The 18,768-nt window shown below is 77.3% G+C and carries 10 protein-coding genes; 6 read left to right on the top strand and 4 right to left on the bottom strand.

Features of this window, described 5'->3' with window-relative positions:
* Positions 1-39 precede the first annotated feature (39 nt).
* Positions 40-2,103 carry a TPM domain-containing protein gene (locus ACFU5J_RS09525; RefSeq protein WP_430578562.1) on the bottom strand — a complete coding sequence of 688 codons (2,064 nt, stop codon included), beginning with the start codon at positions 2,101-2,103 and terminating at the stop codon, positions 40-42.
* 68 nt (positions 2,104-2,171) lie between these two features.
* On the opposite strand from ACFU5J_RS09525, the gene ACFU5J_RS09530 reads away from it, so the two are divergent.
* Positions 2,172-3,092, top strand: a complete 921-nt coding sequence (locus ACFU5J_RS09530) for a formylglycine-generating enzyme family protein (protein WP_430578563.1) — start codon at positions 2,172-2,174, stop codon at positions 3,090-3,092.
* Between the two features lie 53 nt (positions 3,093-3,145).
* Positions 3,146-7,819: a GH92 family glycosyl hydrolase gene (locus ACFU5J_RS09535; RefSeq protein ID WP_430578564.1), complete on the top strand. Its 4,674-nt coding sequence runs from the start codon at positions 3,146-3,148 to the stop codon at positions 7,817-7,819.
* A 32-nt stretch (positions 7,820-7,851) separates the two neighbouring features.
* On the opposite strand, the gene ACFU5J_RS09540 is transcribed toward ACFU5J_RS09535, so the two are convergent.
* The 3 genes from ACFU5J_RS09540 to ACFU5J_RS09550 form a co-directional block, all read right to left on the bottom strand.
* A complete protein-coding gene (locus ACFU5J_RS09540; protein WP_430578565.1) occupies positions 7,852-9,537 on the bottom strand; it encodes a DNA repair helicase XPB in 1,686 nt (561 codons plus the stop codon).
* A 90-nt stretch (positions 9,538-9,627) separates the two neighbouring features.
* Complete coding sequence (locus ACFU5J_RS09545; RefSeq protein WP_430578566.1) at positions 9,628-12,117, bottom strand: helicase-associated domain-containing protein; 2,490 nt, start codon at positions 12,115-12,117, stop codon at positions 9,628-9,630.
* Positions 12,118-12,204: 87 nt separating this feature from the next.
* On the bottom strand, positions 12,205-13,128 hold the full coding sequence (locus ACFU5J_RS09550) for an NAD-dependent epimerase/dehydratase family protein (RefSeq protein WP_430578567.1): 924 nt from the start codon (positions 13,126-13,128) through the stop codon (positions 12,205-12,207).
* A gap of 122 nt (positions 13,129-13,250) precedes the next feature.
* Here ACFU5J_RS09550 and ACFU5J_RS09555 point away from each other — a divergent pair, with 122 nt between their 5' ends.
* The 4 genes from ACFU5J_RS09555 to ACFU5J_RS09570 all read left to right on the top strand — a co-directional run bounded on the left by ACFU5J_RS09555 (position 13,251) and on the right by ACFU5J_RS09570 (position 18,698).
* On the top strand, positions 13,251-13,964 hold the full coding sequence (locus ACFU5J_RS09555) for a TetR/AcrR family transcriptional regulator (RefSeq protein WP_430576608.1): 714 nt from the start codon (positions 13,251-13,253) through the stop codon (positions 13,962-13,964).
* A 162-nt stretch (positions 13,965-14,126) separates the two neighbouring features.
* Positions 14,127-14,510 carry a cold-shock protein gene (locus tag ACFU5J_RS09560; protein WP_430576607.1) on the top strand — a complete coding sequence of 128 codons (384 nt, stop codon included), beginning with the start codon at positions 14,127-14,129 and terminating at the stop codon, positions 14,508-14,510.
* 64 nt (positions 14,511-14,574) lie between these two features.
* Positions 14,575-15,504 carry a DUF3027 domain-containing protein gene (locus ACFU5J_RS09565; protein WP_430578568.1) on the top strand — a complete coding sequence of 310 codons (930 nt, stop codon included), beginning with the start codon at positions 14,575-14,577 and terminating at the stop codon, positions 15,502-15,504.
* Positions 15,501-18,698, top strand: a complete 3,198-nt coding sequence (locus ACFU5J_RS09570; RefSeq protein WP_430578569.1) for a sacsin N-terminal ATP-binding-like domain-containing protein — start codon at positions 15,501-15,503, stop codon at positions 18,696-18,698. The genes ACFU5J_RS09565 and ACFU5J_RS09570 overlap by 4 nt, the downstream gene beginning before the upstream one ends.
* Positions 18,699-18,768 lie beyond the last annotated feature (70 nt).

Genomic DNA, 18,768 nt, shown 5'->3' on the forward strand with positions numbered 1-18,768 from the left:
CGCCCGTCGCCCTGGCCGAGTTCCGTGTCGGTCCCGTCGTCAGAAGCGGCCCCCGCGCGACCGCCCGCCGCGCCCGCCGGCCCCGCGGCCGCTGCCGCCGCCGAAGCCGCCGCCGCCGAAGCCCCCGCCGAACCCGCCGCCGTAGCCGCCGCGCCTGCGGCCGCCGCCGAGCCCGCCCCCGATGCCGCCGCCGGAGCCGCGCAGCACGGAGTCGAGCAGGATGCCGCCCAGCACCATCCCGCCGACGTTCGAGCCGCCCTGACGGCCGCCCTGGCTCATGTCCCACGACGCGGTGTCCTGCTCCGCGACCCGCGCCGCCTGCCCCGCGTACCGCTCGGCGAGCTGGGCGCGCTCGAGGGCCGCCGTCGGGTCCTGCGCCTGCAGCGCCTGCGCCTCGGCGACGAGGCGGGCGGCCTCCGCGAGGCGGGTGCGGGCCTCCGGGCCGACGGCGCCGCGGCGTGTGGCGACGTAGTCCTGGGTGGCGCGGACCTGCGAGTCCACGCGGCCCAGCGTGTCCCGCAGGAGGGCGCGGGCGCGGGCGTCGGACTCGGCCTTCTCCCGCGCGGGCGCCAGCGCGGCGTCCAGCGCCGCCTCGGCCGCGGTGAGACGGTGCAGCGCGGCGAGCGGGTCGCCGCCGCTGCGGGCGTCGCGGGCCTGCGCCATCGCCGCCCCGGCCTCGGACAGCGCTGCCGCGACGGCGGCCCGGTCGGCCGCCTCGGGCGACGTGCCGCCGGCCGGGACGAGGCGGGCCGCGTCGGCCACGTCCTGCCCGATCGAGGCGAGCCCCTTGTCGAGGTCTGCGCCCGCGGACGCGAGCTGCGCCCCGGCCGAGTCGACGGCGTCCAGCAGCGTGGCAGCCTGCCCGAGGGCGTTCTGCGCGGCGCGCAGGTGCGCGACGGCGGCGGACCGGGTGCGGCCCGTGAGCGCGGTGCGGCCGGTGGCCACGGCCTCGCGGGCGTGCGCGACCAGCGCGGTCGCCTGGTCCGGGTTGCCGCTGACCGACGCCAGCGCCGTCGACGGGTAGGTGGCGGCGAGCCCCGCGAGGGTCTCCCGGGCCACCGCGACGCGGGCCTCGATCTCGCCGGCGCGCTGCTCGGTCTCGTCCAGCAGCTCGGGCGCCCGCTGCTGCAGCGCGCGCAGCTCGTCGAAGGCGTCGGTCTGCGCGTCCAGGGACGTGCCGGCCCGCTCGCACAGCCGCAGGATGCCGGTCAGCAGGTCGCGCCGGCGGGGCTCGTCCTCGGGCACGTCGTCGTCCAGCTCCTGACGCAGGCGGAAGGCCTGCGCCACGTCGCCCTTGGCCGCCTCGAGGGCGGCCGCGAAGTCCTTCGTGGCCTCCAGCCCGAACTCGGCCTGCGCGAACCCGAGCTCCTGCTCCGAGGTGCGCACGGCGTCGTCGATCCCGACGAGGGCGGTGCCGACCCGGCGCTCCAGCTCCTCGGTGGGCAGCACGGCGAGCTCGTCCGCCGGGGCGGCGGGCCCCGCCTGGGCCGTGGCCCTGCGTCGGGAGCGGAACCAGAGCCAGCCGCCCACCACGACGAGCACCAGGACGCCGACGCCGAGGATCGCGCCCCAGGGCGTGCCCCCGCCGGACGCCGTCGTGCCGCCCGTGCGCACCGTGTCCGCCGCGGCGATCGCCGCGCCCGCCCAGTCGCCGTCGCGCAGGTGGTCCTCGACCGTCGCGTCGACCGCGTCGAGCTGGGCGTCCGTGAGGGCCGCGTTGTTGTCCACCGACAGCCCGTACGCGCCGTCCTCGGTCGCGACGGCGAGCAGCAGGTCGTTCGCCCCGAGCGCCCCGTTGTTCGCCGTGGCGTTCGCCCAGCTGGGGCCGTCGGCGCCGTCGAAGGAGTCCACGTAGACCACGAACAGCTGGTACGGCGTCTCGTCCGCGAGGGCGTCGAGCGCGGTCTGCACCTGCGCCTCGTCGCCGGCGCCGAGCACGCCCGCCTGGTCGGTGACCTCGCTGGTGAGCTGGGTCAGGGGCGGGACGGCGGAGGCGGTGACGGCGGGCAGGGCGGTGGCGGCGGACGCCAGCAGCAGGGCCAGCACGCACGCGCCGACGGCCGCGGCGCCGCGGCGCCGGGCGGCAGGAGCAGGGGGATTCACGACCTGATCGTGTCGCGCCGTCCCGGGCGACGCAATCGCGGTCCGGCCCTCGCCGTACGATCGAGCGCGTGACCGACCACCCCCGGCCCACGGGAGGCGACGGCCCGACGCCGCTGCGCCTGTCCCTGCCGTCCGCACGACGTGCCGGGCCGCCGAGCCCGGCGGCCTCCCGACGCGTGACCGCGGGCCTCGTGCCCCTGCCCGGCGGCACGTTCGACATGGGCAGCGAGGACCCGGACGTCAACCCCGGCGACGACGAGGGGCCGGTGCGCCCGGTGGACGTCGCGCCCTTCCGGGTGGCCCCGACGACCGTGACCAACGCGGAGTTCGCGCGGTTCGTCGCCGACACGGGCTACCGCACGCAGGCGCAGGAGTTCGGCTGGAGCTTCGTGTTCCACCTGTTCGTGGGCGAGGAGCCCGAGGTGCGCGGGTCGGCCGCCGGCACACCGTGGTGGCTCGCGGTCGACGGCGCGGACTGGGACCACCCCGAGGGCCCCGGCTCGACCCTCGAGGGCCGCGCGGACCACCCCGTGGTGCACGTGTCCCGCGAGGACGCGCTCGTGTACTGCGCCTGGTCGGGCACGCGCCTGCCCACCGAGGCCGAGTGGGAGTACGCCGCGCGCGGCGGCCTGCACCGCCGGCGGTACCCGTGGGGCGACGAGCTCACCCCCGGCGGCGAGCACCGGTGCAACATCTGGCAGGGCACGTTCCCGCGGGTGAACACGGCCGAGGACGGGTACGTCGGCACCGCGCCCGTCGGGTCCTACCCCGCCAACGGGTACGGCCTGCACGACGTGGCGGGCAACGTGTGGGAGTGGACCTCCACCGCGTGGGACCCGCGCGCCCGCGACGTGTGGGTGGTGCGCGGCGGCTCGTACCTGTGCCACGACTCGTACTGCAACCGCTACCGCGTGGCCGCCCGCACCAGGAACACCGGCGACTCCTCGTCCGGCAACACCGGGTTCCGCGTCGTCGCCGACGCGGGCTGAGCCGCCGACCGGCCCTTGACCGCCGGTATCCACCTCCGCGTATCATCTGGCGCATGACAGCGCTGTCGAGCTCGAGCTCGGCCCTCACGCCCCGCCGGACCGCCCCGGCAGCACTCCTCCGTCGGATCGCCGTCCCCACGGCCCTCGCCCTGCTGGCGTCGGCGGTCGTCGCTCCGCTCACCGCGCCGGCGAGCGTCGCGCAGGCGGCGAACGGGACCGACTACACGCGGTTCGTCAACCCGTTCATCGGGACGCAGGGAGACCACGGTCAGGACGGGCCGGGCGCCATCGCGCCGTACGGCCTCGCCACCGTCACCCCGACGACGACGCCCGGCAACCACGTCGGCTACGAGTACACGGCGGACACGCTCCGGGGCTTCACGAACGTCGCGCTCGACGGCGTCGGCGGCGGGGGCGGCGCCGGCGACGTCCTGGTCGTGCCGACCTACCGGACCTACACCTCGCGGCCCGCGACGAGCAGCTACGACAAGGAGATCCGCACGACCGACGGCGCCAAGGACGAGTCCGCGACCGCGGGGTACTACCGCGTCGGGCTCGAGGAGTCCGGCCAGGACATCGACGCGCAGGTGACCGCCGCGACGCGCACCGGCGTCCACGACTACGCCTTCGGCTCCGGGGGCCACGCGTCGCTCGTCGTCGACCTCCAGCACACCGGCAACGGGCGCCGGGCGACCGACCTCGAGGTCGGCACGAGCGCGGACGGGCGCACCACGCTCTCCGGCTCCTTCACCGGCTACTTCTACAACTCGGCGTACAAGCTCTACTACTACGCGGAGACGACCGTCCCGACGTCGTCGGTCCAGACCTGGGGGAGCGGCGGGCTGAGCAGCACGCGTACCTCGCAGGACGGCACCGACATCGGCGCGGTCCTGAACTTCGACGCCGCGGCGGGCGAGCACGTGGGCCTGCGGGTCACCCTCTCGCCCGTCAGCGCCGAGCAGGCGCGGCGCGACGCGTCCGTCGAGGTGGGCGGGAGGTCGTTCGACCAGGTCCGCGCCGCGACCAAGGCCGAGTGGAACGACCGGCTGGGCAAGGTCGACGTCGACGCGAGCACCACGAACGACCCGACGGGCGACCTGCGGACCCAGTTCTACACGCACCTGTACCGGCTCGCGGACACCCCGATGAACGCCACGTCGACCGACGGGACCTACCGCGGCGCCGACGGCGTGATCTACCGGGCGGAGGGCTACACCCACTACGACTCCTGGTCGCTGTGGGACGACTTCCACAAGTACGCGGCCGTCGCCTCGGTCTACCCCGACGTCTACCGCGACGTCGTCCAGTCGCTCGTCGACCTGTACGCCGCGGTCGGCCGGAGCGGCAAGGGTTCCGTGGGCGGCCTGCTGCACTCCGTGCCGACGGTCCGCTGGGAGCGGGCCCCCGTGGTCGTGGCGGACGCCGTCTCCAAGGGCGTCGAGCTCCAGGGGCTCGACCGGGCGTACCCCGCGCTCGTCGCCCAGGTCGGCGGCCCCGCGAGCCTCACCAACCTCGACTCGCGCGCCGGCGGCCTGCTCGGCTACTCCTACGACGCGTACGGGCTGTCCGTGATCGCCGACGCGATCGGCAGGACGTCCGACGCCGACCGGTACCGCACCGAGGCCGCCCGCTGGGCCAAGGCCTACGACGCCGACGCCCTGACCGGCGACGCGCGCGCGAAGGCCGCGACCGGCGCCGCGGCCGGGGTCGACCAGGTCGGGCTGCTGATGCCGCGCTCGTCGAACAGCGACACCGCGGGCTTCACCGCCACCGACCCCGAGAAGTGGCAGGCCGCGGGCCTCTACCAGGGCACGCTGTGGCAGTACGCCTGGTACGACGCCCAGGACCTCGGCGGCATGGTCGAGCTGATGGGTGGGAAGGAGCAGGCCGCGAAGGCGGTGAACTACTTCTTCGGCACCTACACGGACGACTGCTCGCGCAACCTGCACCTCTACGCGAACGAGATCTCGGTCCACGCGCCGTTCCTGTTCAACTACGTCGGCGACCCGGCGCAGACGCAGGACCTCACCTACCGCACGGTCACCGAGCCGGTGTGCACGAGCTACACGGCCGACGGGTCGTCGACGAGCGCGTCGAAGAAGTGGGTCTACCAGAACGCGCCCGACGGCATGCTCGCGACGATGGACAACGACGCCGGGACGATGTCCGGCTACTTCGTGTCGAGCGCGCTCGGGCTGTACCCGGTGATGGCGGGCGGCGACACCTTCCAGATCACGTCGCCGATCTTCGACCGCACGACGGTCCACTACCCGGGCGGCAAGGACCTCGTCATCGAGGCGCCCGGCGTCAGCACGGCGAACCACTACATCCAGGGCGCGACGCTGAACGGCGTGCCGCTGCACCGCACGTGGCTCACCGCGGCCGAGATGAACGCCGGCGGCGTGCTGCGCTTCGCCATGGGGTCCGAGCCCTCGTCGTGGGGCGTCGACGGCGTCGCCGAGGACTCGGTGGTCGACCATGTCCCGAGCTCCCTGTACCGCCCGGGCGAGGCCGTCTCGACGTCGTCGCGCGTGCTCGAGGAGTCCGACGCGAACGACGGCTCGGTCGACGGCGCGGTCTCCGTGCGGGTGAGCGGCACGACGCTCGCCGGCAGGGCCGGCGCCGACCTGAGCCGGCAGGTCCGGGCCACCGGGGTGCCGAAGGGCCTGCGGCTGCGTGCGACCAGGACGGGGGACACCACGCTCGACCTCGCCCTCACGGGCCGGGCCGCGCGGCACCTCGTCGACGACTCGACCGACGACCTCGAGGTCACGCTCACGGCCCACGCGTTCGCCGGCACCGTGCCGGACGCGGCCGACCGGGAGCTCACGCTCCAGGTCCGGTTCGACGGGTACACGCTCACGCCGAGCACCACCACGCTCACCGCGGACGCGAAGGGCGCCGTGCGGGGCACGGTCGACCTCACGCTCGGCGGCGGCGCGACCTTCGCGGGGAAGAACCGCCCCGCGCTCTCGAAGGGTGCCGTCACGTTCCCGGGGCTCGACCCGGGCGTCACCGCCTCGGTCGCGCGGACCGGCGACACCACCGCGGAGGTCACCTTCCGCGGCAAGGTGCGGAGCGCGACCGGCACCCGTTTCACGGTCCGGCTCTCCGACGCGGCGCTCGAGGGCGCCACGGCGGCCCAGGTCACCGGCGCGGGGACGACGGCGCTCGACCCGTTCACGCTCTCGCCCGCGACCACCACCCGCGCGGACCTCCGGGCGGTCTACGACGACGCGCGACTCGTGACCGCCGACCGCTACTCCGCGGCGTCGTTCGCCGCCCTCCGGTCGGCCGTCGCGGACGCGAAGGCGACGCTGGCCGACGAGGACGCCTCCGAGTACGTGCTGTCGTCCTCGCTCGCCGTGCTCCGGGCAGCCGCGGACGGGCTCGAGATCGCCGGGGACGGCTACCGGGTGCTGCAGGCCGAGGACTACGACCAGTGGTCCGGCGGCACGCTGAAGACGGAGAGCGGCGGCAGCGGCACCGACGTCGGCGGCGTCGCACCCGGCTCGTGGCTGGCGTTCCAGGGCCTCGACCTCTCGGGCGCCCCGCTCGACTCCGTGGTGGTCGACTACGCCCACAACCCGGGGACGGCGTCGGCCAGCTCCGCCGTCGAGCTCCGCACCGGCTCGCCGACGGGTCCGCTGGTCGCCACGATCGCGCTGCCCACGACGAACGGCTGGTCGAACTACACCGCGCTGACCCACACGTTCACCGCGGACGAGGCCGCGCGGCTCGGCGGCCCCCAGGACGTCTACTTCGTGTTCACCGGCGCGCTCGCCCCGGGCCAGAGCTGGGTCGCGAACGTCGACTGGTTCCGGTTCGCCGCGAAGGCCGACGCGGCCCCGACGTCGACGAAGGTGCAGTTCGAGTCGGTCCGCAGCGGCTACGGCCCGCTGGGCGCGGCGGACTCCGGGCTGGTCGCCGGGACCGACTTCGCGGGCGCCGACCTCAAGACGGAGGCCGGCCCGGTGGGCGGGCAGCTCGCCGGGACGAAGGACGGCGCGTGGGTCCGGTACCCGGCCGTGGACCTCGGCGAGCACCGCGCCACCTCGGTCGGCGTCCGTTACGACGCGCCGTCGACCAAGGTGTCCGGGGCCAGCCTCGCCCTCTACGCGGACTCGATGTCCGGCGACCCGTTGGTCACCGTCCCGCTCCCGGCCACGGGCTCGGGCTGGGGCACCTACGCCACCACGACCGTCCCGCTCCCCGAGGAGCTCGCGGGCCGCCACGCGATCTACGTCGTCCTCCGCAGCACGCCCACCACGAGCCAGCCCTACGTCGGCAACCTCGACTGGTTCGAGCTCGGTCACGGCGTCGACAAGACCGCCCTGCACGCGGCGGTCGGCCGGTACGGCGGGCTCACCGCGGACTCCGACCTCTACCTCGCCACCGACTGGGGCGTGTTCGCACGGGCCCTCGCCGCGGCGAAGGCCGTCGACGCCGACGCCGACGCCACGGCCCACAGGGTCGCGGACGCCCTGCGCGTGCTCACCGTGTCGGGCGACCAGCTGCGGTGGAAGGTCGTCAAGCAGGTGGACGCGCTGCTGGCCCGGGCCGACGCGGTCGACCAGGACGACGTCACCGCCGCGTCGTACGCGCGGCTGCGGCGGGCGGTCGCGGCGGCCGAGGCGCTCGACCCGGCGACGAGCGACCACGACGACTGGGAGACCGCGCTCTCCGGCCTGGCGCGGGCCTACGACGGGCTACGGCCCCGCCGCTAGCCCGTGCCCCGAGCTCCCCCGCGCCGCCGTGGTCAGGCCGGCGCGGGGGAGTCGAGGTCCTCCGCGTCGACGATGCGGTACGCGTACCCCTGCTCGGCGAGGAACCGCTGCCGGTGGGCGGCGAAGTCCTGGTCCACGGTGTCGCGTGCGACGACGGCGTAGAAGTGCGCCGTGCGGCCGTCGGCCTTGGGCCGCATGACGCGCCCCAGCCGCTGCGCCTCCTCCTGGCGGGAGCCGAACGACCCGGACACCTGGATCGCGACCGACGCCTCCGGCAGGTCGATGGAGAAGTTCGCGACCTTGGAGACCACGAGCCGGCTGATCTCGCCGGAGCGGAACGCCTCGAACAGGCGCTGGCGCTCTCGCACCGTCGTCGCGCCCGTGATGAGCGGGGCGTCGAGGTGCGCGCTGAGCTCCTCGAGCTGGTCCAGGTACTGGCCGATGACGAGCACCTGGTCGTCCGGGTGCTGCGCCACGATCCGCTCCACCACGCGGTTCTTGCCCGGCGCGCACGCGGCGAGCCGGTACTTGTCCTCCGGCTCGGCCGTCGCGTACACCATCCGCTCGTGCTCGGGCAGGGTGAGCCGCACCTCGACGCAGTCCGCGGGCGCGATGTACCCCTGCGCCTCGATGTCCTTCCACGGGGCGTCGTAGCGCTTGGGCCCGATGAGGCTGAACACCTCGTCCTCGCGGCCGTCCTCGCGCACGAGCGTGGCGGTCAGCCCGAGGCGGCGGCGCGCCTGCAGGTCCGCCGTCATGCGGAAGATGGGCGCGGGCAGCAGGTGCACCTCGTCGTAGAGGATGAGGCCCCAGTCGCGGGCGTCGAGCAGCTCGAGGTGGCTGTACACGCCCTTCCGCTTGGTGGTGAGCACCTGGTAGGTGGCGATCGTGACGGGCTTGATCTCCTTGCGGGAGCCCGAGTACTCGCCGATCTCGTCCTCGGTGAGCGTGGTGCGGCGCACCAGCTCGTCGCGCCACTGGCGGGCGCTGACGGTGTTCGTCACGAGGATGAGGGTGGTGGTGCCGCTCTTCGCCATCGCGCCCGCGCCGACGATCGTCTTGCCGGCGCCGCAGGGCAGCACGACGACGCCCGAGCCGCCGTGCCAGAACCCGTCCACGGCCTGCGCCTGGTAGGGGCGCATCTCCCACTCCTTGGGCTGCTCCGTGGGGGTGCGCGGGTGGGTGGGGGAGGCGAGGGCGATCTCGTGCTTCTCGCCGTCGACGTAGCCGGCGAGGTCCTCCGCGGGCCAGCCGAGCTTCACCAGGACCTGCTTCAGGTGGCCGCGCTCGGACGGGTGCACGACGACGGTCTGGTCGTCGACCCGCTCGCCGACCAGGCCCGCGGTGCGCCTGGACTTCAGCACCTCGGCGAGCACGGCGCGGTCGCTGGCCTCGAGGACGAGCCCGTGGGTGGGGTGGGTCGCGAGCGTGAGGCGGCCGTAGCGGCCCATCGTCTCGGCGACGTCGATCAGCAGCGCGTGCGGCACCGGGTAGCGGGAGTACTCGATGAGCGTGTTGACGACCTGCTCGGCGTCGTGCCCGGCGGCGCGCGCGTTCCACAGCCCCAGGCTGGTGAGCCGGTAGGTGTGCACGTGCTCCGGCGCGCGCTCCAGCTCCGCGAAGGGCGCGATGGCCCGGCGGGCGTCGTCGGCGCGGGGGTGGTCCACCTCCAGCAGGATGGACTTGTCGCTCTGCACGATCAGCGGTCCGTCGGTCATGCGGCTCCTTCCGGGAGGCGATCGAGGGTGGCGATCCAGGGGGTCAACGCCGCGGGCGGGCGCGGTTGTTCCGGCGCGGTCCGGGGCTGGTCAGCCGTCCGCCGGCTCGACGGCGGCGATGCGGTGCACCGCGACGGTGAGCTCCGCCTCGCGCGCCGGGTCCAGCGCGCGCAGCCGCCCGCCGTCGAGGCGCAGCGGCTTGAGCGCCCGCCGCTCCAGCGTGCCCGAGGCGCCGACCATCTCGATCCACACGAGGCGGCCGTCGCGCAGCGCGTCGTGCAGGGTGGCGAGAGCGTCACCGGGCTCCGTCGTCCGGGGCCGGCCGTTCGGGGCGCGCGACGGCGTGACGGGTGACGGCGCTGCCGTGGTCGGCGCCACCGGCTCCGGACGGCGTCCGGCCAGGCGGTCCACGGCGGTCTCGTCGCCGGAGTCGGCGGCGCGCAGGCGCGCGACCAGCGCCGCGCGGGCGTCGTCGGTCGTCGCCTCCTGCTCGGCGGCGGGGCCGCGGCGCGCGTCCCGGGCCGCGCGGTCCAGCCGCGGCGGGCGGCGCAGCCGGGTGCTGAGCACGCGGCCGTCGGGGCCCTCCACGGCGGACAGCAGGCCGCGGGCACGCAGCGCGTCGTGCAGCTCGACGGCGGGCACGCTCGCGGCGAGCACCGTGGGGGCCAGGCGCACGAGCCCGAGGTGGGCGAGCCGCGGGTCCGCCGCGAGCCCGGCGAGCACCGTCGGGTCGGCCGCGCGGACGTACGACCCGGCCGAGCCGACGCGCAGCGACTCGTGCCGCCGCGCCGTGTCGCGCACCAGGTACTCCAGCGGCTGCGGGACGGGGACCCGCGACCGCTCGGCGAGCGCCCCGAGCAGCTCGTCCGCCGTGGTGCCCTGGTCCAGGGCCCGCGTGACCGACGCGGGCGAGAAGCGCACCGTGGTCGCCGCGCCCCGCGACTCGACGTCGGACGACCGCTCCAGCAGCAGGGCGAGCGCCTGCGACGGGCGGCCCGGCACGATGCCGGTGAGGTCGCCCTGCAGCAGCACCTCGTCGACCTCGCCGGGCAGGGCCGCGCGCATCGCCGCGGCCAGGTCGCCGGGGGCGAGGTGCACCGGGGTGGGTCGCGCGTCGGCCGGGCGGCCGGGGGCGGGCAGGTGCGCGAGGAGCGCCGCGCCGGGCCCGGACAGCGCGCCCGCGCCGGTCGCGCCGAGCAGCGCCGCCTCGCCGAGCAGCCCCGCCACCGCCTGCTCGGGCGGCACCGTGCGCGGGGCGTGCCAGCGCAGCACCTCCATCACGGCCTCCGGGCCCAGGGCCGTCTCCGGCTGCGCGGCGAGCACGTCCAGCACCTGCCGGCGCAGCCGCGGCACCCAGCCGCGGTGCAGGTCGGGCGACAGCGGGGCCCGCAGCGCCCCCTTCTCGTCGCGCGACCCGACCAGCCACGGCGTCCGGCGCGAGCCCACCCAGGCCGCCGCCAGGAGGGCCCACCGCTCGGCGTCGTCCATCCCCTCCCACGCGTCGGCGACCGTCGTGGGCCGGTACGACGGCGGGGCGTCGCCGTCGTCGGCCACCACGCCCGCGGCCGCGGCGAGCTCGACGACGAACGCCGCGTCCGCCTCGTCGGAACCCAGCGCCTGAGCGGTGCGGCGCAGGTCGCGCACGCCGAGCCCGCCGCTGCGCAGCACCGGGGGCGCGGTCTCGTCCCACGCGGCGACGAGGAGGTCGACGCGGCGCACGAGCTCGAGCGCGGCGCTCGCGGCCTCCGCGTCGGCGGCCTCCTGCGGCACGAGGCGACCGTCCGGGCGAGGCGGTGCCAGCTCGGGGGAGCGGTGGGTGCGCCCGCCGCGCAGCGCCAGCCCGACGTCGCGCGGCAGCGTCACGTGCCGGGCGTCCGTGCGCAGCAGCAGCCGCGCGTCCACGAGCGCGTCGACCGCCGTCCGCGCGGTGGTGCCCGGCGCGGGGACGAGGCCGATCGGCGGCCCCCACGCGAGCGCGTCGAGCACCTCGTGCCCGCCGCGGGGCAGGTCGGTGAGCGCCGGGTCGGCGCCGTCGGCCGGCGCGCCTTGGGGCTGTCCCGGCCGGGCGCCCGGGCGGACCGGGCCGAGGCCGGCGGGGTGCGGGCCGAGCACGTCGTCCAGGCCGGGGGCGGGGCGCAGGTCGGGCCGGCCGGGCTCGCCCGCGTCCCACAGGAGCGCGGCGGTCAGCGCGTCGCCGAGCACGCGCTCGACGACCGACCCCGCGTCCTCGCCGTCGGGCGTCGGGGCGTCCTCGTCCGCGCCGACGGCGTGCCGCACGTCGCCGGGCGTCACGGGCCCGCCCGGGGCGAGCGCCACGACGGCCTCGAGCGCCTGCAACGTCCGCGCGTCAGCGTGGGCGAGCGCCCGCTCGAGGGCGGTGCGGCTGGACGCGCGGGCCGCGAGGGAGCGCAGCGTGGACGGCGACGGCGTGGCCAGGTCGGGGCGCGCGCGCAGCAGCGCGAGCAGCTCGTCGTCGTCCCGCGCGCGGACCGCCTCGGTGAAGGTGCGGGGCGCGGCCGGGGCGCCGGCGCCGTCCACGACGTCGGCCTCCGCCGTGCTCCCGGGCGAGGTGCTGGCCATCTGATCGATGCTACGCGTCGCCCCCTCGGTGCCGGACAGGTGGTCGCCCACGGGCTGCGCGCCGGCAGGGGGGCGGCCTGCTCGGCGTCACGGCCCGGCGGTGCGGCGGCAGACCTCCTCCCACGGGGTGGGCTCGAGGCCCCAGCGGGCGCGGGCGGCGGAGTCGTCGAGCACGTACGGCCGCTCCCACTGGTAGATCAGCTCGCGGAGCTCGCGCAGGAGCGGGGAGAAGGTCGCGACGGCGGCCAGGGCGGGCCCGCGCAGCGAGCCGACCTTCACGGGCGGGCGACCGGCGGCGGCGAGGACGTCGGCCAGGGCCTCGGCCTGCGTGCGCGGCGCGTTGCTCGGCACGTGCCAGGTGCGGCCGTGGGCGCCGGGGTCCTCGGCGGCCGCGACCAGGGTGCGCGCGACGTCGCCCACGTCGGTGAACGTGTGCGGCAGGTCGGTGCGGCCCATCATCGTGACGCGCCGCCCGCGCAGTGCGGCGGGCAGGACGCGCGAGACGTGCCCGTTGGCGCCCGCGCCGGGGCCGACGTAGTCGGAGGCGCGGACCTCGACGACGCCGCGCAGGCGGCCGTCCTCGAACGCCTGCCGGGCGTCGGCCCACAGTCGGGCGCGCAGCCGGCCCTTGTGGTCGGTGGCGGCGTCGGGGAGGTCCTCCGTCATCGGGCCCTCGACCGGGCCGTAGGGGTAGAGGTTGCCGGTCACGGCGTAGACGGCGCCGGACCGCTCGGCGGCCGAGAGGAACGCGGCGGCCAGCGGGGGCCAGGCGCGCTCCCACTGCGTGTAGTCGCCGGGGTTGGCGCAGTTGTAGAGGACGTCGGCGCCGGCGGCCGCGCCGGCCAGGGCATCGGCGTCGGTCGCGTCGAGGGCGGCGTGCGCGACGCCGGCGATCCCGGTGTCGCGGCCGCTGCGGGTCACGACGGTGACGTCGGAGCCGCGTGCGGCGAGCAGCGCGGCGACGTGCCGGCCGACGGGGCCGGCGCCGACGATCAGGTGACGGTCGGTCATGACGGGTGCTCCATTCCGAGAGCGGTGCTCTCTGTCTCGACGATCGTGGCACGCGCGGCGACGCCTGGCAAGAGCGATGCTCTCGTTTGTGGTCACTGCTCTCGCGTGTCACGCTGGGCCGCATGGTCGACGCCCCCCGCACCGCCCGCGCCCTCGCCCGCGAGACCCTCACCCGCGAGATCCTCGCCGCGGCCCGCGCGCGCCTCGCGACCGACGGCCCGGCCGCCCTGTCCCTGCGCGCCGTCGCGCGCGACGTCGGGATGGTGTCCTCGGCGGTGTACCGGTACGTCCCGAGCCGCGACGCGCTGCTCACCGCCCTGATCGTGGAGTGCTACGACGAGCTCGGCGCCGCCGTCGAGGAGGCGGACGCCGCCGTCGCCGACCAGGACGACGTCGCCGCCCGCTGGCTCGCCGCGTGCCACGCGCTGCGCGGCTGGGCCGTGGCGCACCCCGCCGAGCTCGGCCTCCTCTACGGCACGCCCGTGCCCGGGTACGCGGCCCCGCGCGACACCGTCGACCCGGCGACGCGCGTGGTGCGCGTGCTCGTCACGGTGGTGGCCCGCGCCCACGACGCGGGGGCGACCCCGCGGCCGGCACCGCGCGACGCGCCCGACGTCCATGACCTCGTGGACCCCGCGCGACAGTTCGTCGCGGCGCGGGGGATCGTGGCCGACGCGCCCACCGAGCTGGTCGCCCGCACGCTCATGGCCTGGACCACGCTGTTCGGCACGGTGTCGTTCGAGCTCTTCGGGCATCTCGTCGGCTCCGTCGCCGACCCCGGGCGGTGGTACGACGCGGTCGCGCGGCGGCTGGCGGCCGACCTCGGGATCGCCTGACCGCCTGCTCGGCGGAGCGCGACGGACCGATGCGGCGTCGGGCGGCACCGGCCGGTAGCCTGAGCGTCTGGCCGGAGCCGGGCGTGCGCCCGGGCACCGGCCGGACCAGGTTCCGCGCACCGGCGCGGCACCGCAGTCGACGACGAGCACGAAGAGGTCCAGGTGCCCACCGGCAAGGTCAAGTGGTACGACGCGGAGCGGGGTTTCGGCTTCATCGCCAGCGAGGACGGCGGGGAGATCTTCCTGCACGCCTCCGCCCTGCCCACGGACGTGACGGGCGTCAAGCCGGGCGCGCGGGTCGAGTTCGGCGTGGCCGACGGCCGCCGCGGCCCCTCGGCGCTCTCCGTGACGCTGCTGGACCCCGCCCCGTCGGTGGCCAAGGCCCGGCGCAAGGCGCCGTCGGAGATGGCCGCGATCACCGAGGACCTCATCAAGGTCCTCGACCGGGTCGGCGACCAGCTCAAGCGGGGCAAGTATCCGGACGCCACGGCGGGCCAGCGCGTCGCGACGCTGCTGCGGGCCGTGGCCGACGACCTCGACTCCTGACCGGCGCGCCCGCCCGGCCGAGGGCCCGAGACGAGGACATGACGAGCACGAAGAGGACCACGACATGGTGACCGTTGCCGCAGACGCCCCCGCACGCACGACGCGGGTCAGCTCCCGCGCGCGCAAGGACGCCGTGCTCCTGGGCGCGGTCGACCTGGCCCGCGAGGCCGCGCAGGAGGGCGCGTCGTTGCCGTCGGACGTGGGGGAGCACCTCGGCACGGTCGCCGAGGGCGAGCGCCTCATGTCCCACCGGTTCGCCGCCACGATGCCCGGCTACCGCGGCTGGCACTGGACGGTGACGCTGGCGCGCGTGCCCCGCGGCCGCGTGGCGACCGTGTGCGAGGTCGAGCTGCTGCCCGGCGACGACGCGCTGCTCGCCCCGGCGTGGCTGCCGTGGGCGGAGCGCCTGCGCCCGGGCGACATCGGCCCCGGCGACACGCTGCCCTTCAAGGCCGACGACCCGCGCCTCGAGCCCGGGTGGGAGGCCACCGGCGACGAGGAGCTCGACTCCGTCGCGATCGACGAGCTCGCCCTCGCGCGCGAGCGGGTGCTGTCGCCGCAGGGTCGCGACGAGGCCGCCGAGCGCTGGTACCGCGGGTCGCGCGGGCCGACGGCGCCGGGGGCGGTCGCGTCGCCCGCGGAGTGCACGACGTGCGGCTTCCTCGTGCCGCTGCAGGGCCCGCTCGGGCAGCTCTTCGGCGTCTGCGCCAACGCGTGGTCGCCCGACGACGGCAAGGTCGTCTCGCTCGACCACGGTTGCGGCGCGCACTCGGAGACCGACGCGCCGCACCCGCCGAGCGACTGGCCGGCCGACGCCCCCCTCATCGACGAGCTCCGGGTGGAGGCGGTGTCCGTCGAGCCGCGCGCACCCCGGGCCGCCGCGCCCGGCACGCCGGACGACGCGGTCACCCCCGACGGCACGACCGACGCCGCGGAGGCGACGGCAGAGGCGACGGAGGCGGACACCGCCGACCGGCGCCCCGACGCCGAGTGACGGGCGACGCCTTCGGGACCGCCGCGCTGCGGCACGCGGTCACGGAGGCGTGGCTCGGCTCGGGCACGCGCTTCCGGGAGGACGCGAACGCGGAGGAGGACCACGCCCGCGGCTACTACCGCGACCGCGTGGTGGTCGAGCTCGCGCAGAACGCCGCGGACGCCGCCGCACGTGCCGGGGTCCCCGGGCGGCTGCTGCTGCGCCTGACCCCCCTGCCCGCGGACGACCCGCGCGGCGTCGCGACCCTGGTCGCGGCCAACACCGGTGCGCCGCTGACGGCCGACGGCGTGGCGTCGCTCGCGTCGCTGCGCGCGTCCGCCAAGGTCGAGCCCGCGCCGGCCGCCGGCGCCGGGCCGGGGGACGGCGCGGAGCCCCACGCCCCGCTCCAGGTCGGCCGGTTCGGCGTCGGCTTCGCCGCGGTGCGCGCGGTGTCGGACGAGGTCACCGTGCGCTCCCGGGGCGGCGGCGTCCGGTTCTCGCTGGCCGCGACCCGTGACCTGCTGGCGGACGTCGCACCCGCGGGCTCGGCCCTCGGCGGCGCCGTGGCCGGACGCGGCGCCGACCTGCCCGTGCTGCGCCTGCCGTTCCCCGCGCCCGCGCTCGGCGACGACGAGTACGACACGGTCGTGGAGCTGGTCCTGCGCGACGCGGACGCCGTGGACGCGGTGCGCGCGCAGCTCGACGCCCTCGACGACGCGCTGCTGCTGGCGCTGCCCGCGCTCGCCTCGGTGACGATCGAGCGTGACCACGACGACGAGGGTCCGCGGGTGCTCGCCGACCTCGAGGACCGGTGGGTCGTGCTGCGGCGCACCGGCGCGGTCGACGCGGACGCGGTGGCGGACCTGCCGCTCGAGCAGCGCCGGTCGCGCTGGTCGGTCGCGTGGGCCGTCCGTCGCGACGGCGCCGCGGCCGAGGGCGGCGTCCTGCACGCGCCGACACCCACCGACGTGCCGTTGACGTTCCCTGCGCTGCTGGTGGCGTCGTTCCCCGTGGACCCGGGACGCCGCCGCGTGCTGCCCGGCGCGCTCGCCGAGACGGTCGCCGCGGAGGCCGGGCGCGCGTACGCGGACCTCCTCGCCGGCCTCACGCCCGGGCGGGGCGCGGACGTGCTGGACCTCGTGCCCGGCGGGATGCCGGCCGGCGACGTCGACGCCGCCGTGCGTGACGCCGCGCTGGACGCCCTGCGGTCCGCCCCGCTGCTGCCCGCGCCGCGCGGCACGGAGGAGGCCCCCTCCGCCGACGACGGCCCGGTCGCGGGTGCCGTCGCGCCCGCCGACGCCACGGTGCTCGTCGGTGCGGCGGGGGACGACCCCCGGCTGGTGGCCGTGCTGGCCGGCGTCGTGCCCGGCCTCGTGGCCCTGACCACCGCGCAGCAGGGCGTGGCCCGGCGCCTCGGCGCGACGCCGACCACGCTCGCCGACGTCGTCGCCGACCTGCCCGGCGGCCTGCCGCCCGCACGCTGGAACGCGCTGTGCGCGGCGCTCGAGCCGTACGCGCCCGACCCGGGCGTGCTCGAGGCGCTCGCCGGGGCGCGGGTGCCGCTCGCCGACGGCCGCACGGCGTCGGGGGTGCGGGGCACCGTCGTGCTGCCGGAGGACGACGACGACCCCGCGCTCGCCGCCGTCGCGCGCACCCTCGGCGTGCGGGTCGTGCACCCCGACGCCGCGCACCCCCTGCTGGTCCGCGCGGGCGCCACGTCCACGAGCCCGCGCGCGCTGCTGGACGACCCGGGCGTGCGCGCCCTCGCGCTCGCGGCGTCGGAGGCGCTGCTCGACGGCGCGGCCGACGTGCCCCAGGTGCCGGGCGTCCTCGGCGGGCCGACGCTGGTGGGCCCCGTGGAGGTGAGCCCGCGCGAGGTGGTGCAGAACGTGCTGGCCCTGGCCCGGCTCGCGCTCGCGGCCGGGGGCGGCACGTTCCCGTTCTGGCTCGGCGAGCTGCCGGTGCCCACGGAGGACGGCATGCGCCCTGCGCGCGAGGCCGTGCTCCCCGGTTCCTGGGCGGCGTGGATGCCCGGGCTGGCGCCCGTCACCCGCGCGGCGCTGGCGTACTACACCGCCCCGCTGCTGACCGCCGTCGGCGTGCGGGCCGACGTCGGCGTCTACCGCGTCACCGACGTCCTCACGCCCGACCCGGCGGACCCCGACGCGGAGCACGGGCCCGACGACCCCGCCGGCTGGCTCTCCGGCTGGGAGGACTACCTGCGCTACCTCGCCGACCGCGTGGGCCCCGGCGTCGACGTCGGCGACGTGGACGCCGTGGCCGACCTCGACGCGGTCGACGTCCCGGGCGACGACGACGAGGGGGACGCGGGCGACGACGGCGACGACGGCGACGACGGCGAGGACCCGTGGGCCGGGGTGCTGAGCACGCTCGTCGCCGACCCCGACGCGCGCCGGGCCCTCGTCGCCCCGGTCGCGGGCGCCCCGTCGTACACGGCGTGGTGGCTGCGCGACCGGCTCGGGGCGCCGTTCGCGGCCCACGACGGCGTGCCGCTGCTGCCGCCCGCGCCGCCCGCCGTGGCCGCCCTCGACCCGGAGGCGCAGCGCGCTCTCGGCATCGTGGACGGCCTCGACCGCCTCGACCCGCTCGACTGGCCGGCCGCGCTGGACCGGCTGCCCGAGCCCGGCACGTCCGTGCCCCTGCCGGTCGCGCTGGGGGTGTGGAGGGGGCTCGCCGGCCTCGCCGTGCGGCTCGCGCCCGGCGCTCGCACCAGCGCCCTCGACCCGCTGCCGGACCGGCTGCCCGCGCTCGACGCGAGCGACGTCGTCGTGCGCCTGGCCGACGACGTCGAGGTGGCGGGGACCGCGCGCTGGGCCGTGCTCGGCGCCGTGCTGCCGGTGCCCGAGCCCGAGGTGGCCGCCGTGGCCGACCTGCTCGACCTGCCCGTCGTGGGCGAGGACGGACTGCCCTCCCCCGACGGCCCGGGTCGCGAGCGCGAGCTCGACGAGCGCGTCGCGGCGCTGGACCCCCGCCTGCCGCGCGTGTGGTTCGAGCACGGGAGGCTGTCCGTCGCCGGCGGGCCCGTGCCGTGGTGGGTCGACGCCGAGGGGCGCGCGCACGCCACCGACCGCGCCGGCCTGGCCGCGGCGCTCGCCGACCTCCTGGGCCGGCCCGACCGTGCGGCGCTCCTGGCCACCGTGCTCGCGGCGCCCGGGCGCGCCGCCGAGCTGTGGGTCACGACCGCCTGGGGCTGACGGCCCCGACGGCCCCGACGGCCCCGACGGCGCCGGCCGGGCCGACCGGGCCGACCGGCGGCCCGTGCCT

Source organism: Isoptericola sp. NPDC057559 (assembly GCF_042801555.1).
In the GTDB taxonomy this organism is placed as follows: domain Bacteria; phylum Actinomycetota; class Actinomycetes; order Actinomycetales; family Cellulomonadaceae; genus Isoptericola.

Bases quoted from the DNA above. Each gene is read 5' to 3' on its own strand.
- ACFU5J_RS09535 (WP_430578564.1), top strand. From the start codon at position 3,146: ATGACAGCGCTGTCGAGCTCGAGCTCGGCCCTCACGCCCCGCCGGACC.
- ACFU5J_RS09540 (WP_430578565.1), bottom strand. From the start codon at position 9,537: ATGACCGACGGACCGCTGATCGTGCAGAGCGACAAGTCCATCCTGCTG.
- ACFU5J_RS09545 (WP_430578566.1), bottom strand. From the start codon at position 12,117: ATGGCCAGCACCTCGCCCGGGAGCACGGCGGAGGCCGACGTCGTGGAC.
- ACFU5J_RS09550 (WP_430578567.1), bottom strand. From the start codon at position 13,128: ATGACCGACCGTCACCTGATCGTCGGCGCCGGCCCCGTCGGCCGGCAC.
- ACFU5J_RS09555 (WP_430576608.1), top strand. From the start codon at position 13,251: ATGGTCGACGCCCCCCGCACCGCCCGCGCCCTCGCCCGCGAGACCCTC.
- ACFU5J_RS09565 (WP_430578568.1), top strand. From the start codon at position 14,575: ATGGTGACCGTTGCCGCAGACGCCCCCGCACGCACGACGCGGGTCAGC.